At 37.9% G+C, this 15,205-nt stretch carries 14 protein-coding genes; 8 read left to right on the plus strand and 6 right to left on the minus strand.

Going from position 1 to position 15,205, the window contains the following annotated elements; all coding sequences use genetic code 11:
• Positions 1-57 precede the first annotated feature (57 nt).
• A complete protein-coding gene (locus SHI21_RS11035; RefSeq protein ID WP_323576631.1) occupies positions 58-1,254 on the plus strand; it encodes an LptF/LptG family permease in 1,197 nt (398 codons plus the stop codon).
• Positions 1,255-1,256: 2 nt separating this feature from the next.
• Here the strand turns inward: SHI21_RS11035 and SHI21_RS11040 are convergent, their stop codons facing one another.
• From SHI21_RS11040 to SHI21_RS11050, 3 genes are read right to left on the minus strand one after another with little or no spacing between them, the layout of a single operon-like run.
• Positions 1,257-2,483: a helix-turn-helix domain-containing protein gene (locus SHI21_RS11040; RefSeq protein ID WP_323576632.1), complete on the minus strand. Its 1,227-nt coding sequence runs from the start codon at positions 2,481-2,483 to the stop codon at positions 1,257-1,259.
• A 5-nt stretch (positions 2,484-2,488) separates the two neighbouring features.
• On the minus strand, positions 2,489-3,331 hold the full coding sequence (locus tag SHI21_RS11045) for a tetratricopeptide repeat protein (RefSeq protein WP_323576634.1): 843 nt from the start codon (positions 3,329-3,331) through the stop codon (positions 2,489-2,491).
• Between the two features lie 43 nt (positions 3,332-3,374).
• Positions 3,375-4,502, minus strand: a complete 1,128-nt coding sequence (locus tag SHI21_RS11050; RefSeq protein WP_323576636.1) for a class I SAM-dependent RNA methyltransferase — start codon at positions 4,500-4,502, stop codon at positions 3,375-3,377.
• Positions 4,503-4,588: 86 nt separating this feature from the next.
• Here SHI21_RS11050 and lepA point away from each other — a divergent pair, with 86 nt between their 5' ends.
• Genes lepA through SHI21_RS11075 form a run of 5 tightly spaced genes read left to right on the plus strand, consistent with a single transcriptional unit; the run spans position 4,589 to position 9,747 of the window.
• Positions 4,589-6,388, plus strand: a complete 1,800-nt coding sequence (lepA, locus tag SHI21_RS11055; protein WP_323576638.1) for a translation elongation factor 4 — start codon at positions 4,589-4,591, stop codon at positions 6,386-6,388.
• Positions 6,389-6,411: 23 nt separating this feature from the next.
• On the plus strand, positions 6,412-7,038 hold the full coding sequence (locus SHI21_RS11060) for a hypothetical protein (protein ID WP_323576640.1): 627 nt from the start codon (positions 6,412-6,414) through the stop codon (positions 7,036-7,038).
• Positions 7,010-8,077, plus strand: a complete 1,068-nt coding sequence (locus SHI21_RS11065; protein WP_323576642.1) for a hypothetical protein — start codon at positions 7,010-7,012, stop codon at positions 8,075-8,077. Before SHI21_RS11060 ends, SHI21_RS11065 begins: the two co-directional genes overlap by 29 nt.
• Positions 8,070-8,825, plus strand: coding sequence for a glycosyltransferase family 2 protein (locus SHI21_RS11070; protein ID WP_323576644.1), 756 nt, complete (start codon positions 8,070-8,072; stop codon positions 8,823-8,825). The genes SHI21_RS11065 and SHI21_RS11070 overlap by 8 nt, the downstream gene beginning before the upstream one ends.
• A 22-nt stretch (positions 8,826-8,847) precedes the next feature.
• On the plus strand, positions 8,848-9,747 hold the full coding sequence (locus SHI21_RS11075; protein ID WP_323576646.1) for an SPFH domain-containing protein: 900 nt from the start codon (positions 8,848-8,850) through the stop codon (positions 9,745-9,747).
• 9 nt (positions 9,748-9,756) lie between these two features.
• Here the strand turns inward: SHI21_RS11075 and SHI21_RS11080 are convergent, their stop codons facing one another.
• Entirely contained in the window at positions 9,757-10,716 is a 960-nt protein-coding gene (locus SHI21_RS11080) for a lysylphosphatidylglycerol synthase transmembrane domain-containing protein (RefSeq protein WP_323576647.1), read from the minus strand.
• 76 nt (positions 10,717-10,792) lie between these two features.
• Between SHI21_RS11080 and SHI21_RS11085 the strand changes: the two genes are divergently transcribed.
• Both SHI21_RS11085 and SHI21_RS11090 read left to right on the plus strand, forming a co-directional pair.
• Positions 10,793-12,115 carry a UDP-glucose dehydrogenase family protein gene (locus SHI21_RS11085; RefSeq protein ID WP_323576649.1) on the plus strand — a complete coding sequence of 441 codons (1,323 nt, stop codon included), beginning with the start codon at positions 10,793-10,795 and terminating at the stop codon, positions 12,113-12,115.
• The gene (locus SHI21_RS11090) at positions 12,112-12,888 is read left to right on the plus strand and encodes a nitrilase-related carbon-nitrogen hydrolase (protein ID WP_323576650.1); all 777 of its coding nucleotides are present in this window, start codon (positions 12,112-12,114) and stop codon (positions 12,886-12,888) included. Before SHI21_RS11085 ends, SHI21_RS11090 begins: the two co-directional genes overlap by 4 nt.
• Here the strand turns inward: SHI21_RS11090 and SHI21_RS11095 are convergent.
• Positions 12,885-13,157, minus strand: a complete 273-nt coding sequence (locus SHI21_RS11095; protein WP_323576651.1) for a hypothetical protein — start codon at positions 13,155-13,157, stop codon at positions 12,885-12,887. The two genes, SHI21_RS11090 and SHI21_RS11095, sit on opposite strands and share 4 nt — an antisense overlap.
• A 4-nt stretch (positions 13,158-13,161) precedes the next feature.
• Complete coding sequence (locus SHI21_RS11100) at positions 13,162-15,021, minus strand: protein-glutamine glutaminase family protein (RefSeq protein WP_323576652.1); 1,860 nt, start codon at positions 15,019-15,021, stop codon at positions 13,162-13,164.
• Between the last annotated feature and the right edge of the window lie 184 nt (positions 15,022-15,205).

A 15,205-nucleotide genomic window follows, 5' to 3' on the forward strand; every position in this document is an offset into this window, starting at 1 on the left:
GACTTCCTATGTTTTTGATGTTTAAAAAATTGTATTCGAGCTAAAATAGCACAGTCTATGATAAAAGTAACTACCAGGTATTTAGCGTCCAATTTTATTCCACCCTTTATGATAGGGTTCGTTTTCTTCGTGGCCTTCCTCATTACATTTTATATGTTCAGGATCATCTCCCTGATAGTTACTAAAAGTATAGAAGTGGGAATCGTTCTGGAAATGGTATTAAATTTAAGTGTTTCGTTCTTCCCATTGGCCGCTCCTCTGGCCGTCTTTTTTGCAACGATCTACACGCTCAATAAATTAAGCGATGACTCAGAAATCATTGCGATGCGCTCTTTTGGGATTACTAAGTTTAAAATTTATCAGCCTTTCTTAATCGTCAGCTTGCTTATTGGCCTAACAATTTTTGCCTTAAGCAGTGTTTATATCCCCAAGGCCAATGGTAACTTCAAAAATACAATTGTGAAGCTGACTTCAACGGGAATGTTAACCAGTATTAAATCAGGACAGTTTTTTACTGATATTCCCAATGCTACTTTGTTTGCTGAGAATGTTTCTGAAGATGGAGATAACTTTGAAGAAGTTTTTCTTCATGTAAAAGATAAAGACAGTAGTGACCTGGCAAAGAAAACTGGTGAACAACGAATTATCTTCGCGAACAAAGGTTCACTAATTAAGCTTTATGCGAATGCCACTCAAGCACCTAGCTTGAGACTACATTTGACTGATGGAAATATTATTAAAATAAATTCGGAAGGAGATCAGATCGAAAAGATTCTTTTTCAGGAGTATGACTTTCCTGTTTTTAGCGCCGAGATGTCTTCAAGTATGCTGGATAAAGACAGCATGAAAACGAATTCTGAATTAGCAAAAATAATTGAAACGCGCCAGAAAGACTATACTTACAATGATCGTTTTCCTCCTAAAAATGACATAGAAAAAAGAGATAGAGCAGAGGCCCGCAAAACAATTGTTAAATCGCAAATTGAATACTTCGGGCGATTCATTATTGTGCCTCAGATTGTCTTTTTTGTTCTGCTTGGATTCTCATTGGGAATTAAGAAGGGAAGAGGATCGACGAGCAATAATTCAATCCGCGCGATCGTCATTTTGTTAAGCTATTATGGAATTTACTTTTTTGGATTAAGTCTTGCCCAAAGAGGAGTACTAAGTGCGCCTCTTGCGAGTTTCACACCTAGTGTCCTTTTAGGATTAATTTCAATTTATTATTTTAGAAAGTTAGATTGGGTCGGTTAAGACTATAAGTTCTTAGTCTTAACCGGAGTTTTTGTTGCTTCAGCAGCTGGTGCTGGAGTTACAGGAGTCTTTGTTTTGGCCTGATTCTCTTTTAAGAAGTCATCACTTGTCACAACTGTTCCATCATCCTGGAAAACAAATAGTGGGGCCAGGTATTTAGTTTTTAACTCTTCAGGAATAACTAGATTCTTCACACCTGATTTATTAGTCGCATTTAGATTGATTAACTTATTGTTGTAGAAAACTTTAAGCGAGTGTGTGTTTCCAAGAAACAGACGAATCACTTTTCCACTTAGAAAAAGAGTTCTGCCCTGGCGTAAAACAAATTTCTTAATGTCTTTGTCGTCAACTTTGTAAGTTAACCATGATTCACCTTCACTTGCATTGATGAAAATATTTTCAGTTCCTTTCACCGGCTGAATTCTGTATTTCGCTGGAAGTAATTCTTTTTGATCAGCTTCAGACATTGAAGTGTCTTCAACGTATTGTTTTTCACCGATAGAAATAGTCTTCAGGTTGATGTCGTTAACTGTGACATCTGTATTTTTTTGGTTCTTATCCTGAATTAAATTAACCTGAATGGGCTCTTCAATTTTAGGTTCAACTACAACTGGTTTTTGAGCAGGTTTTGGTGCTGGGTCTCTTTTCTTATGAAGAGTCGTTAGAACTTCAGGGAGTTTGGTTTCAGACTCTTCTGAAGACTTCTGAATAAAGTTCTTAATGTTAAAACCTACAACTCCGACGATTAAAACTACAACAGCAGCTTTTGCCAGGAAAAGAGTTGAAGAAGCTGTGACTGATTTGACTGTTTCAAGTGGAGTCGAAGCAATTGCCGATAAAGTATTTCTAGCAGTCTCTGTTCTCATTTCTTTGTTAGGAATAACAGTCGCTGTTTTATTTTCTTTTTTAGCGTAGGCCATATCAAGAAGGTGAAGTGCCAATTCCTGATCCATGTTTAAGATCTTACTAGTCGACTTGATAAAGCCTCTTACGTAAGTCTTGCTTGGAAGTTTATCGAACTGATCTGCCTCAAGGCATTCAAGTAAGCCGATGTGGATCTTGGTTTGTTGCGAAATCACTTTTAAGCTTAGACCTTTTTCTTCTCTCTTAGTTTTCACTAAGCGACCGATAGTCATGCTCTCGTCAACAACAGAAGCAGCAACGGGAGTTGTATGCTCTGTAGGGTTAGTTTCTTCTGTTTTTGTTTCGTCTGTATTGTTTTCTGTCATAATTTTTAAAAGTTTGGAGTCTCTACTGATTGATTCTGTCTGATCACTTCAGTCTGAGTTGCCCTTGTTGTTGGAGTATCGTCGTTATTATTAAGTTTTTTTAGTTGAATTCCGGCCATTGTACCGTAACGGCCTGATGAGAATTTTTCCATGATTTCCTGAAACTTTCTTTTCGCTTCAGTCGTTCTGTTTAAGTTTACGAGAGTCATTGCTTGTTGGTACTGAGGAGCAGGATCACTTACACAAGTTCCTTTTCCTGATTCTTTGAAAGCATCAAGAGCTTGTTTGTAACGGAACTCTTCAGAATACATTTCACCAAGTTTGAAGTGAGCAGGGCAGTAGTCTAATTTTTCTTTAATTGATTTTGCCAGAAACTCGAAAGCTTCACGACGGTCACCTTCTTTAAGTGAAAGAAGCCCAAGGTTGTAATAGTTTCTGTATTGATTAGGAAAAGTTAAATCTTTAAGCGCATATTCAAATTGAATGCGAGCTTCTTTCAATCTATTTTTTTCCATGTAGATTGAACCAAGATTTAAATGGGCGTCGCTATTTTTCTCATCCAGAGAGATCGCAGCTTTTAGTTCCTGCTCAGCAAGTTCTGGTTGATCTCTAAAATAATAGGCCATGCCTAAATTATTTCTAGCTTTACTGTCTTTTGGATTAAGCTCTTTTGATTTCATCAAGTACGCCAGCGCTTGGGCGTAGTTTTTCTTCACTAACTCGTTAGTGCCTTGACCGTAATAAACCTCGGCCTTCTTTTCTTCCGGTGTCTGGTCTTTAAGTTGATTGCTTGAACAAGAAGAAATAGTTAACACTAAAAGTGTTACCAAAAACGCTTTGATTTCCATAAAAAGATCCTCACATCCCAATCCATTAGAATATGATTATATTTTAAGCGTTATTAGGTCTTCTTGTAAATATACCAATAGTTTCAAAATGCTGAGTTGATGGGAAAAGATCGAATATTTCAACGCTTTTTAGCTCGTAATTGTTCAAAATCCCCAATGTATCGCGAGTAAAACTAGTAGCTTCACAGGCAATGAAAATAAATCCATCTGGCTTAAATTCATTTAGAAATTCATTGAGATTTTTTAATCCCGAGCGTGGTGGGTCGATAATAAGCCAATTTGGACGAGGATATCCTTCTGCTTTAAGAGCAATTAACTTTTTAATCGCATTTGGATCGTATAAATCCAGCGAATAGAACTTCTGATGCCCTGAAGGTTGAGGAGTCGTACGGTATTTATCTACTACTAAAGTAGGATTTCTAAATTTTACAGACAGGTTTCCGTTTCCACCGAATAGATCGTAAACAACGGCCTTGTGTGGAATAAGCTCAGCAGCTTTTTTCTCTACCCAGTGGCGAAGTTTTTCGTTCATTTCAGAGTTTACTTGAGTGAATCCACCATTGGCATATGGACGGTTAACTGACACTTTTACGTTGTGTCCACCAAGGTTGTTGTCTTTTGAATATAATTCTAAATGTCCTTTTGCTGGTTCTTTTTCAACCAGTCTTAGCCATGCATTGTTTGTGTAAATTGCACGCAATTCATAAGCAACACTTGGGTCGATGATCTTACAATCAGGTACAGGAACGATTTCGTTCTTGTAGTTCATAAGTCCCAGAACTCTTTTCTTTTTATCGTAGTGAAGTTGAATGCGGTTTCTGTAACCCAGACGTCTTTTTGCCTTATGGAAAGTCACATCGATTTCAGGGAATTTAAACATATGGCGTTTAAGCGCGTTCTTTTTAAACTCAACTTCTTTTTCGTAAGTTGTATGTTGGTAATCGCACCCATTACATTGAGCGTAGTGAGGGCAATCTGGAGTTTTTCTGTCAGCTGATGGAGCTGTCACTTCAGTTAAAACTGCGAACTGAACACCTTTTTTCTTTGAAAAAACGTCAGCTACTCCAACTTCACCAGGAAGAGTTTTCTTAATAAATGTAACAGCGGCTTCTTCTTTAAATACGCCTTGTCCAATTGGGTCAATATGTTCTATTTTAAAGTCTATTTTCATGAAAGTTACCTTTGGTCTTGTATATAAAAATTCAATTTTTAAGTTTCTAGTGATATCGTGATTTCTATCTTTTATTTTAGGGTTATATGGATCAAAAATTTATTCGCAATTTTTCAATCATCGCTCACATCGATCACGGTAAGTCGACACTTGCTGACCGTATTATGGAAGCAACGAACGCCGTAAGTAACCGCGAGAAAAAAGACCGCCTGCTCGACAATATGGATTTAGAGCGCGAACGCGGTATTACAATTAAAGCTCAGGCTGTTCGTATCCCTTATAAGGCGCAGGATGGCAATACCTATTATTTTAATTTGATAGATACTCCGGGACACGTAGATTTCTCCTATGAAGTTTCGCGTTCTTTGGCCTCATGTGATGGTGCTTTACTGGTTGTAGATGCCTCTCAAGGGGTGGAAGCTCAGACACTGGCCAACGTTTACATGGCCCTGGAGCACGACCTGGAAATTATCCCGGTTATTAACAAAATTGATTTACCCCACGCCGACGTTGAACGCGTGAAAAAAGAAGTTGAAGATATTATTGGAATCGACACGAGTGAAGCTTGTGAAGTTTCGGCAAAGAGTGGAATTGGAATTGAGAATCTTTTAGAGCAAATTGTAAAAAGAATCCCACCTCCAGTTGGAACTCCTCAAAACGATCTTCAATGTTTAATTTTCGATTCTTGGTTTGATACATACCAAGGTGTAGTGATTTTAGTTCGTGTTGTTGAAGGGACTTTAAAAAGACGTGAAAAAGTCTGGCTGAAAAATGCTGGAATGGAATATGAAGTTTTAAAACTTGCAGTGAACTCGCCATTCTTTACAGAAGTGGATGAACTAACTGCTGGTGAAGTAGGGATGGTTATCTGTGGTATTAAAACTATTCGTGACGTTAATGTTGGTGATACTATTGTTCATGCCAACAAAAAAGAGACTCCAAATGTTCCGGGATATGTGGAAGTAAAACCCATGGTATTCTGCGGGATTTTCCCAGTCGAAGCTACTGACTATGAAAACCTTCGCGACGCTCTTGAAAAACTCGCTCTTAACGATGCTTCATTTACATACGAACCAGAAAGTTCGGCAGCTCTTGGATTTGGATTCCGTTGTGGATTCTTAGGTCTTCTTCACATGAACATTGTTCAGGAAAGACTAGAGCGTGAGTTCGGATTACTTTTAATTTCAACAGCGCCATCGGTAAGTTTTAAAATTCTAAAAACTGATGGAACTGAACTGACGATTTCTAATCCAAGTGAAATGCCTGAACCAGGTGAGATTGAATCTGTAAGTGAGCCAATGGTTGAACTTTCAATTCACGTTCCCAACGAATACGTTGGAAGAATGATCACTTTATGTGAAGAACGTCGTGGATTCCAGAAGGAGATTAAGTACATCACCGCTGATAGAGTTCAGGTTATTTACAATCTTCCTTTGAGTGAAATGGTTTTTGATTTCTATGACAAATTAAAGGGTCTAACTAAAGGTTACGCGTCGATGGATTATGAATTCAAAGACTACGCCATCGCTGACCTGGTAAAAGTTGATATTCTCTTGAACGGGGATAAAGTTGATGCCCTTTCAATTATTTGTCACCGCGACAATTCTTTCTGGAAAGGTCGCGACTTGGTGCAAAAACTTCAAAAATTAATTGATCGTCAGCAATTTGATGTTGCGGTTCAAGCCGCAATTGGTGCTAAAATAGTTGCAAGAGAAACGATCAAGGCCTTACGCAAGAACGTACTTGCGAAATGTTATGGGGGAGATATCTCTCGTAAGCGTAAACTTCTTGAAAAACAGAAGGAAGGTAAAAAACGCATGAAGATGGTAGGATCGGTTGAAGTTCCTCAAGAAGCGTTCCTTGCAGTTTTGAAAACGGATGAATAGTTAAAGGTCACATAAAGGATTATATGCACCCTCTCTTAAAAGAACATTTTCTAAAAGCACTTGATATCTACACGCAAGGAGTTCATTACGAAACCCTGCTTGAGGCTAAGAAAGAGTATTTCACAATTACTGGTCAAGCCAACGACGACGATGATGATTTTGAAGCACGCATGAACTCATTTAACGAGTGGTACGTACTACAGTTCATTTCAATGCGTGGGACTCGTACTGTTATCAGTGACTACCTAATCAATAATCCAGTTGATGATTTCCTGGCGAAGTCTCTTTCTGGTGTTAACTATTCTCTATTTGAGTATGTCGGTAAAAACTTCAGAGGATTCGATACTCTGTACGATATGCTTCACGATAAAAAAATTACTCTTCCGAAAGGAGAGTCGCTTCCATCAATCATTAAAGATGATATTTTCGTTGGGCGCGTTCTGACTTATGAAAATCAAAACTACCTGATGCAAGGTCTTTGTGTAATTCCAAAAGACGTTCGCGGGATTTTGAAGAAAGAATGTAAAAAAGTCAGAAAGCTTAAAAACCCAGGTGAAGAATTGAAATTTCTTCTGAAGATTGAGTCTTTCAAGACAAAGTGGATTCGTTACGGACACGTCGATGCCACAAAAATTTTCAAATTCAGTTAGTCTCTACGGATTCGGTGTTTTAAAAAACGGCGTAAAGTATGACTTTCCTTATAAGGAGAGTGTGCTGTCGTTGGAACCCATCACAGAGAACGTCTATTTTGCTTTAGGTGATAGTGAAGACGACACCAACGCAGAATTCGCCAAGATGCCATTTTGTAAAACGATTAACACTACTTGGGATAAGTCTCTCAAGGATGGGAAAGTTATTTCCGTTGAAACAAATAAGGCCCTGGATTTTTTAAAGCAGAGTTTGACTCCTGCTGAGCTTAAACACGCATGGGGATTGTATCTTCAGGCCGATGAAGTTTTGCATGAAGATGATTATAAAGTTTTGAAGAAGGACTTAGAGTATTGTGAGGCCAATGGATATGATGCGATTTCATTTCGCTATCTACATTTCTGGCACACACATCACGATGTCGCGATTTCAAAAAACTGGTACCCGCATGAAATCCGTCTGATCAAACTTGATTCACCGATTGAGTCATGGGGTGATGGTCAGAGTTTTAAAAATCAAAAGAAAGTCTTTTTTACTGAAGCACGCATTTTTCATTACGGTCACGTAAGAGAGCAAAAAGCATATGCGGAGAAGATGAGATTTCAAAGCTCGTTTCACCATGCAGATCATTTAGTGGAAGAGAAATTAAAAAAAGACGCTAAGAATTCTAAGAAACATAAATCTCTTTATTTCTTTGGGACGCATCCTTTAGTTATGAAGGATCGCATTTTAAGAATGAACGACATTTGGGAATTGCCAGTAGTGGACGAAGTTGCCATTGTTGGTAACTCTGAAAAATATTCTCCTGAATTAGTAAAAACTATCGCAGCTAAAAAAGTTTCATGGTTTAAATCGACTTCAGAAGTTCCAAAATCCCTGCAAAAAAATATGGTTATTACTAATCCAAGTATTCTGGATTATTTTCTAAAAAGAGCTCAGCCAAATTTAAAAATGAAATCTAAACACGCACAAGCGTGGAGTGACGATTTTAGATTTATTATGCAGGTATCGAGTAGAAAAATTGGTTTTAGACATGATTAAACTCTCTGCTGTTATCATTACATTAAACGAAGAAAAGAAAATCGCTCGTTGTATTGAATCACTTCTTTCAGTCGCTGATGAAATCCTTGTTGTTGATTCTCTTTCAACTGATAAGACACGTGCTATTTGCGAAAGCTATGGAGTGCGTTTTGTTGAGCAGAAGTTCCTGGGTTATGTAGAACAAAAAAACTTTGCTTTGAAGCTTGCGAGCTTCGATCATGTTTTATCTCTGGATGCTGATGAAGAATTGGACTCAACTCTTCAAGCTGAAATTTTAAAACTTAAAAGCAATTTCACAATGGACGGTTACGAGTTTAACCGCCTGACTCAATATAATGGATTCTGGGTTCGTCATTGTGGATGGTACCCGGATACAAAACTTCGTATCGTGAAAAAAGAGCTGGCCCATTGGGTAGGGAATAACCCACACGACGCTTTAGTAGTGAAAGGGACAGTTGGATTTGTGCGTGGAGACTTGCTGCATTATTCATACGATTCAATTTCTGCACATGTCTTACAGACAAATAAATTTTCGACGATTGAGGCCCATTCGCTATTTTCTAAAGGTAAGCGCGCGACACTATTAAAGATTGTCACTCGTCCACCGTATCAATTCTTCAAAGACTATATATTGCGTAAAGGCTTCCTTGATGGCCACTATGGGTTTATTATCTGTTTTATAAATTCACTTTATGTCCTCTTGAAATATGCCAAGATGATGGACATGCAGTTGAATAAAAAAACTTAAATAGACACCTGTCGGGAGATTTATGGAACCATTTGCGATATTCATTCTGATTGTCATCGGATTTCTTTTATTTGATTCAGTTTACATTGTTAAGTCGCAGACTGCGGCACTGATTGAGCGCTTGGGGAGATACCATGCAACAGCTCATGAAGGTTTAAATTTTAAGCTTCCTTTCATTGACCGTATCGTCGTGAGAAGAAATTTAAAAATCATGCAACAAGATATTGAAGTTGAAACTAAAACGAAAGATAACGTTTTTGTGAGAACGAAAGTTTCGGTTCAGTATCAGATTATCAGAGATAAAGTTCATGATTCTTACTACCGTTTATCAGATCCTATCGCTCAGATTGAAAGTTACATCTTTGACGTTGTAAGATCTGAAATTCCAAAACTAACTCTTGATGAAGTATTCGTTAACAAAGATACAGTTGCTCTTGCAGTTAAAGAATCTCTTGAAGAGTCGATGGATGATTTTGGTTTTACGATTATTAAAACGCTTATCACGGATATTGATCCTGATGAAAAAGTTAAAGCTTCAATGAACGAGATCAATGCTGCTGAGAGATTAAGAGATGCAGCGATGTCAAAAGCTGAGGCCGAGAAAATCGGAATTGTTATGCAAGCTGAAGCTCATGCTGAAAGTAAGCGTTTACAAGGTATGGGGATGGCCAACCAGAGAAGAGAAATTGCAGCTGGTCTAAAGGCTTCTATTGAAGATTTAAAGCAATCAGGGATTAATAATGAAGAGGTTTTAACGATCCTTCTTATTACTCAACACTATGACGCTCTTGAGGCCATGAGTAAAAATGCTCACTCAAATACGATTATGGTTCCTTATAGCTCAAGCGCTGTAACGGGAATGAGAGATCAGATCCAGGAAGCGATTTTGACAACTGTTCAGGCCGCTAAACAACAAAGCTAAAAATATTTTCTACTTATCGTGCGACTCTGCTCGCACGATAAGATAGGGAATTAATCCTAACAAACACACAAAAATATTCACCACGAAAAAAATATTAAAAAGCGAAGCACCGTTATCAATTTGGATTAACCTGAAAAGGTTATCAAATAAAACGTGGCCAACACCAAGACCTGCTGGAGCAATGGGAAGGGATGAACCGATAAATCCTATTGGCAAGATCGTAAAGACTTTTAAAAAAGATGTTGATTCCGGGATGAAAGGTGAAATGAGAAGCCAGAATCCAGCGACCACAAAAGTTTGGTTTAAGACACTTAAGATAAAGCACTTTATGAAATTACTGAAGCCTAATTCGATATTTAAAATATCAGTTAAGATAACAAGGGCCTTCGGCCATCTGTGAAGACACTTCGCGAGGATGGATTCGATTTTCTTTTTTGGAAACCATTTTGAGAAAATAAAAAACATAAAGATACACAGAAAAATAAAAACAGCAGCGTTTATTATGAAGAGTGAAACAAGCTGTGGGCTTAACTGAATGAAGCTGGTGTAGTTGAATGCTGTTACGGCAATCGCAAGTCCCATAAGACCCATTAATCCAATCAGGCGGTCGATCGTGAGAAAGGCCGCAATCATGCCTGAAGTCACTTCTGAACTCACATTTTTATAATAGAAAAACCTGACAACATCGCCTGCGGCCGCACCTGGAAGGATCACTGAAAAAAGGTTGCCGATTGCATCAAAAGCAAAAACTTTTAGATAGGGAACGGGCGTTTTTGATTTAGTATCGAGAAGTATTTTGAAGCGTAGCGGGCAGAAGAGTAACCGACTGACCAAGAGTATTACTCCCCAGATCCATAAATACCCTAAATGAAATGCTTGAGACAGGAGACTGAAATCGAGTTTGCCGTTCTTAAAAAGCCAGTAGCATAAGACTAGAGCAAAGCTGAATTTTAAGAAGGTTTTAAGCATGCAAAAAATTTAGCATAATGACGCTCCTAATGCTATTGTAGTGGGGAAAAAGCACTAATTTTAATAGAGGAATTATATGAAAGTTTCAGTTATTGGTACAGGGTATGTTGGATTAGTAAGCGGGACATGTTTCGCTGAAATCGGACACGATGTTACATGTATTGATATCGATCCTAAAAAGATCGACATGCTTAAAGCACATAAGTCACCAATCTATGAACCAGGATTAACTGAGTTATTAGAAAGAAATATTAAAGCAGAAAGACTTCACTTCTCAACAGGGTATGAATCAGTTGCTGGTGCAAAATCTATTTTCTTAGCAGTTGGAACTCCTTCGGCTGACGATGGAAGAGCAGATCTTAAGTATCTTCGTGCAGCAGCTATCCAAGTTGCACAAAATATCAGTGACGATGCCATCATCGTTATCAAGTCAACTGTTCCAGTGGGAACGTCTGTTGAAATCAGAAAACTGATTTCTGAAAACACGACTAAGAAATTTCACCTTGTGAATAACCCTGAATTCTTAAAAGAAGGATCGGCGGTAGAGGACTTCATGAGACCAGATAGAGTTATTATCGGTCACCAGGATGATATGGCGATGAAAGTTATGGAAGAGCTTTACGCTCCTCTTGTACGTCAAGGAAACCCAATCTACGGAATGAGTAACCTTTCAGCTGAAATGAGTAAGTATGCAGCGAACTGCTTCTTAGCTACAAAAATTTCTTTCATCAACGAGATCGCGCGTCTTTGTGATTTAACAAACGCTGATATCGAAGAAGTGAGAAAAGGAATTTCATCTGACAAGAGAATCGGTGGACACTTTTTATACCCAGGTCCGGGTTATGGTGGATCATGTTTCCCGAAAGATGTTAAAGCTCTTATCGCTACAGCAGAAGACCACGGAATGGATTTAAAAATTGTTAACGCTGTTGAAGAAGTTAACGATGAACAAAAATCATATGTATTTTCTAAAGTTGAAAAACACTATGGAAAAGATCTTAAAGGTAAAGTGTTTGCATTCTGGGGTGTAGCTTTCAAAGCTAACACGGATGACGTTCGTGAAACGCCAGCAATCGCAATGGCAAGAAAGTTAATTGGTGCAGGAGCAACGATTAATATCTTCGATCCAGTAGCGACTGAAAACTACCTGCAAATGATGGGCGAGTTTAAAGAATGCGAAGGCAAAATTAAAGCTTTCGAAACGAAATACGACGCTCTTAATGGAGCTGACGCTTTAATTACTGTAACTGAGTGGAGAGAGTTCACAACTCCAGATTTTGCAGAAATTAAAAAACGTCTTAAAGCACCAGTTCTTTTCGATGGAAGAAACCTGTACGACACTAAAAAAGTTCAAGCGGAAGGATTCAAATACTACGCAATCGGGAAATTCATTAAATGAAAATAGCAGTACTACAACTAACATCTGTTCTTGATTATAAAGCAAACCTTGAAGTGATCCGCTCGCAGTTAACTGAAGCGAAATCTCTTGGGGCAGAAGCTTTTTTCATGCCGGAAGTTTTCTATTCAATGAGTAACGGTGTGACGCCAACTCCTTATCTTGTAGAAGAGGGGAATGAGCATTACAAAGAAATTCAAAAGCTATCAACGGATTTTGGCATGGCCCAGATTGGTGGATCAGCTGCGACTCTATTGAATGGTAAAGTTGTAAACCGCGCTTATAACTTTGATAAAAATGGTAAAGACTTAGGTCACTACGATAAAATCAATTTGTTTGCTTGTGACTTACCAGATAAGAAAATTTCAGAAGCGGCCAACTACACAGCTGGATCAGAATACAAAATGGTTGAAGTCAATTCAGTGAAAATTGGATTGGGTATTTGTTTTGATATGAGATTTTCTGAATTAGGTCTTCATTACAGAATGAATGGCGCTAACATTTTAACTTATCCTGCGGCCTTTACAGTGCCTACAGGGAAAGCTCACTGGCATACATTACTTCGTGCGCGTGCGATTGAAAATCAGTGTTACGTGATTGCAGCGGCCCAATGGGGACACCATAATGAGAAGATCCAGACTTATGGGCACTCTCTTGTGATTGATCCTTGGGGAGATATCATAATGGACCTTGAAGAAGGTGTGAAAGTCGGAGTGGTTGAACTGGACTTCCCGAAAATCGAATTGATTCGTAAATCTGTTTCAATGAATCGCTAATTTTTGCATTCAAGTATATTTAAAGAATACGCGGCCACTTTTAAAGTGGCCGTTTTATTTTCTGCGATAGATTTTTGCAGGCACGGAGCAAATTTTTCATCTGCATAATAAGCGGCCGCTGATTCACGAAGCTCCAGGCGGTATTGTTTGTTACCTTGAAGGGTCATCTTATTTACATGGTTTTTAAGTTCTATAACTCTTTCTTCTTTTTGCTCTGCCATTGCTGTAAATGAAGTAAACAACGACATTATTAAAATTATATTTTTCATCTTATTATTTCCCGGGAGTAGGTTTGTTATCGCCTCTATAGTTTTTCATTGTCTCATCTGCCATTTTCATTTTATCTTCTTCGCTCATGTTGATACTGTTACCTGGAAGGTAAGGATCAGAACTTGAAAAAGCGAGAGCAGCTCTTTCTACTAAAGCAGCATTTTCAGGAAAAGGAAATGCTGTCACGACAGAACCCTTGACCGTTCTTTTAGTCATCTTGTGATCCCATTCTTCGACTGTGACTGGTTTATCGAATAACGAAGGATCAATAACCATTTTTTGAGGAACACCATTTTTATCTTTAACGTAGACGATAGGAGCAACGTGAAAGTTCCATGAGATATTTGTTTCTGGAACGAAGAGATCTCCTTTGATCCATACTTTATCAACACGAACACCTTCGGCCTCAAAACGTCTTGCCATAAGATGAGCACGGGCATAACAGCCATCTTGCTTATAATCCCATGCAATGTCTTTCATCGTGCGGGCCTTGTTGAAGAGCTCTGTAGCGCGCTCTAGTGAGATTGTTGTATCGACATGTTTGTCTGGATAAAGATTTTTTTTAACAGCAGCGAGATGCTCGGCTGCACCAGGATTTAAATACACATCACTGTACATGCATCCTTTTTTTACTGCTTCGTTGAGATCAACATAGTGACCAATGAGGCTTCCATCACTCAGAACAGTAATAAATTGTACGAGCTCAGTGTTGGCGATTTCATTTAAAACATTCTCTTTATCTTTTTCGATCTTTTGAACGGCAAGATTATTTTTGCCGCACATATTTTTACTATATTGAAGAGAAGCATCAAAGTTGGGATCTTTATATCTAGAATAATTTTTATTTGAAAGCGATTCTGGAAATGGGGCAGGTATTGATTGCATTCCTGGGTAAGGCATCCCATATGAAGGCATAGGGTTATCCAATAAATGAGAGTAATCCACTAATGGCTTTTTTGAATTCGGTGAACGTATAGATCTAACGTTAACTTTAGGACCGAGGCCATTAGCATCAGTAATATGAACTGAAGGATAAGCAAATGCTCCAGGTATTGATTCATAAAGCAGTGAGGCATCATAATCTTTTCCATCAATGTGCATTTTTTCACATGTAAATGCGCTACATTGAAGTTCCTGATCATTGGATTTTTGCCATTCATCTTCTTCTTTTGTTAAATCTCGTCTTGTTCCTCTTTTACAATTAATCGTTTTTCCATTCTCAAGTTTTACTTGGAAATTATTTTCTCTAAAGATAGTTTTTCTGATCTTTTCGAGTGATGCTTTTTTATCAAGGTAGGATTTAACAATCGTTTCATATTCTTTTGAGCCAATTTTCCTTGGCACAGATTTAACTAAAGGATTTTTCATTATTTCTAAAAAACCATCTATCGCAAAAAGTTGTTTTGTAACATCAGTACTTAGGTCATTAGGCTTATTGAAAGAACCAAAATCTATCTGATAAGCGGAGTTATCAAAGAGTGTGATTTCTCCTGCCTTAGCTGAGGTTACATTGACTAGTTCTGCTTGTTGGTTTTTATCATTTTTTAGCGCCGTGAATCCACCATAACTATTATATTTTAATAACAAAGGCGATTTACCATTGGGGCAGATATAGATTTTTGATAAAGAATCAAGATGACAGTCGTAAGATTTTTTTTCAATCACAACACTAATTAAAGGTACAGTTTCAACATCTAGTGTGGGAGGTGGTGCGATATACAAACTGTCAGCTGATGTTTGGTATTTTTCTAATTCTTTTGGAGTTTGGGATTGATTAAATAAGTTTGTCGCTTGATCACTTTCGCTCGCCGAAAAAGCCGGGCACGAAAGTAAGTAAAGTATTGTTATTAATTTAAATTTCACGACTTCTCCAAGATAAAAACTTATCGACTATAAAAGGTAAAGTTTTAATAAAAATGCCCGATCGTTTTATTCGGATATTTCGAATTATCCAGAGCTTATGAAGATAAAGAAGAATTTATCTTCAATTGTATATAAGTAGTTTATAAAAAATCTAAAACTCCGAAATGATCTCGTGAACTGACTA

It is taken from the genome of Bacteriovorax sp. PP10 (genome assembly GCF_035013165.1).
GTDB classification, from domain to species: Bacteria; Bdellovibrionota; Bacteriovoracia; order Bacteriovoracales; family Bacteriovoracaceae; genus Bacteriovorax; species Bacteriovorax antarcticus.

Excerpts from the sequence above, each read along its gene's own strand:
- SHI21_RS11050 (WP_323576636.1), bottom strand. The coding sequence starts at position 4,502 with ATGAAAATAGACTTTAAAATAGAACATATTGACCCAATTGGACAAGGC.
- lepA (WP_323576638.1), top strand. The coding sequence starts at position 4,589 with ATGGATCAAAAATTTATTCGCAATTTTTCAATCATCGCTCACATCGAT.
- SHI21_RS11065 (WP_323576642.1), top strand. The coding sequence starts at position 7,010 with ATGCCACAAAAATTTTCAAATTCAGTTAGTCTCTACGGATTCGGTGTT.
- SHI21_RS11085 (WP_323576649.1), top strand. The coding sequence starts at position 10,793 with ATGAAAGTTTCAGTTATTGGTACAGGGTATGTTGGATTAGTAAGCGGG.
- SHI21_RS11060 (WP_323576640.1), top strand. The coding sequence starts at position 6,412 with ATGCACCCTCTCTTAAAAGAACATTTTCTAAAAGCACTTGATATCTAC.
- SHI21_RS11090 (WP_323576650.1), top strand. The coding sequence starts at position 12,112 with ATGAAAATAGCAGTACTACAACTAACATCTGTTCTTGATTATAAAGCA.
- SHI21_RS11080 (WP_323576647.1), bottom strand. The coding sequence starts at position 10,716 with ATGCTTAAAACCTTCTTAAAATTCAGCTTTGCTCTAGTCTTATGCTAC.
- SHI21_RS11035 (WP_323576631.1), top strand. The coding sequence starts at position 58 with ATGATAAAAGTAACTACCAGGTATTTAGCGTCCAATTTTATTCCACCC.
- SHI21_RS11095 (WP_323576651.1), bottom strand. The coding sequence starts at position 13,157 with ATGAAAAATATAATTTTAATAATGTCGTTGTTTACTTCATTTACAGCA.
- SHI21_RS11045 (WP_323576634.1), bottom strand. The coding sequence starts at position 3,331 with ATGGAAATCAAAGCGTTTTTGGTAACACTTTTAGTGTTAACTATTTCT.
- SHI21_RS11075 (WP_323576646.1), top strand. The coding sequence starts at position 8,848 with ATGGAACCATTTGCGATATTCATTCTGATTGTCATCGGATTTCTTTTA.
- SHI21_RS11070 (WP_323576644.1), top strand. The coding sequence starts at position 8,070 with ATGATTAAACTCTCTGCTGTTATCATTACATTAAACGAAGAAAAGAAA.
- SHI21_RS11040 (WP_323576632.1), bottom strand. The coding sequence starts at position 2,483 with ATGACAGAAAACAATACAGACGAAACAAAAACAGAAGAAACTAACCCT.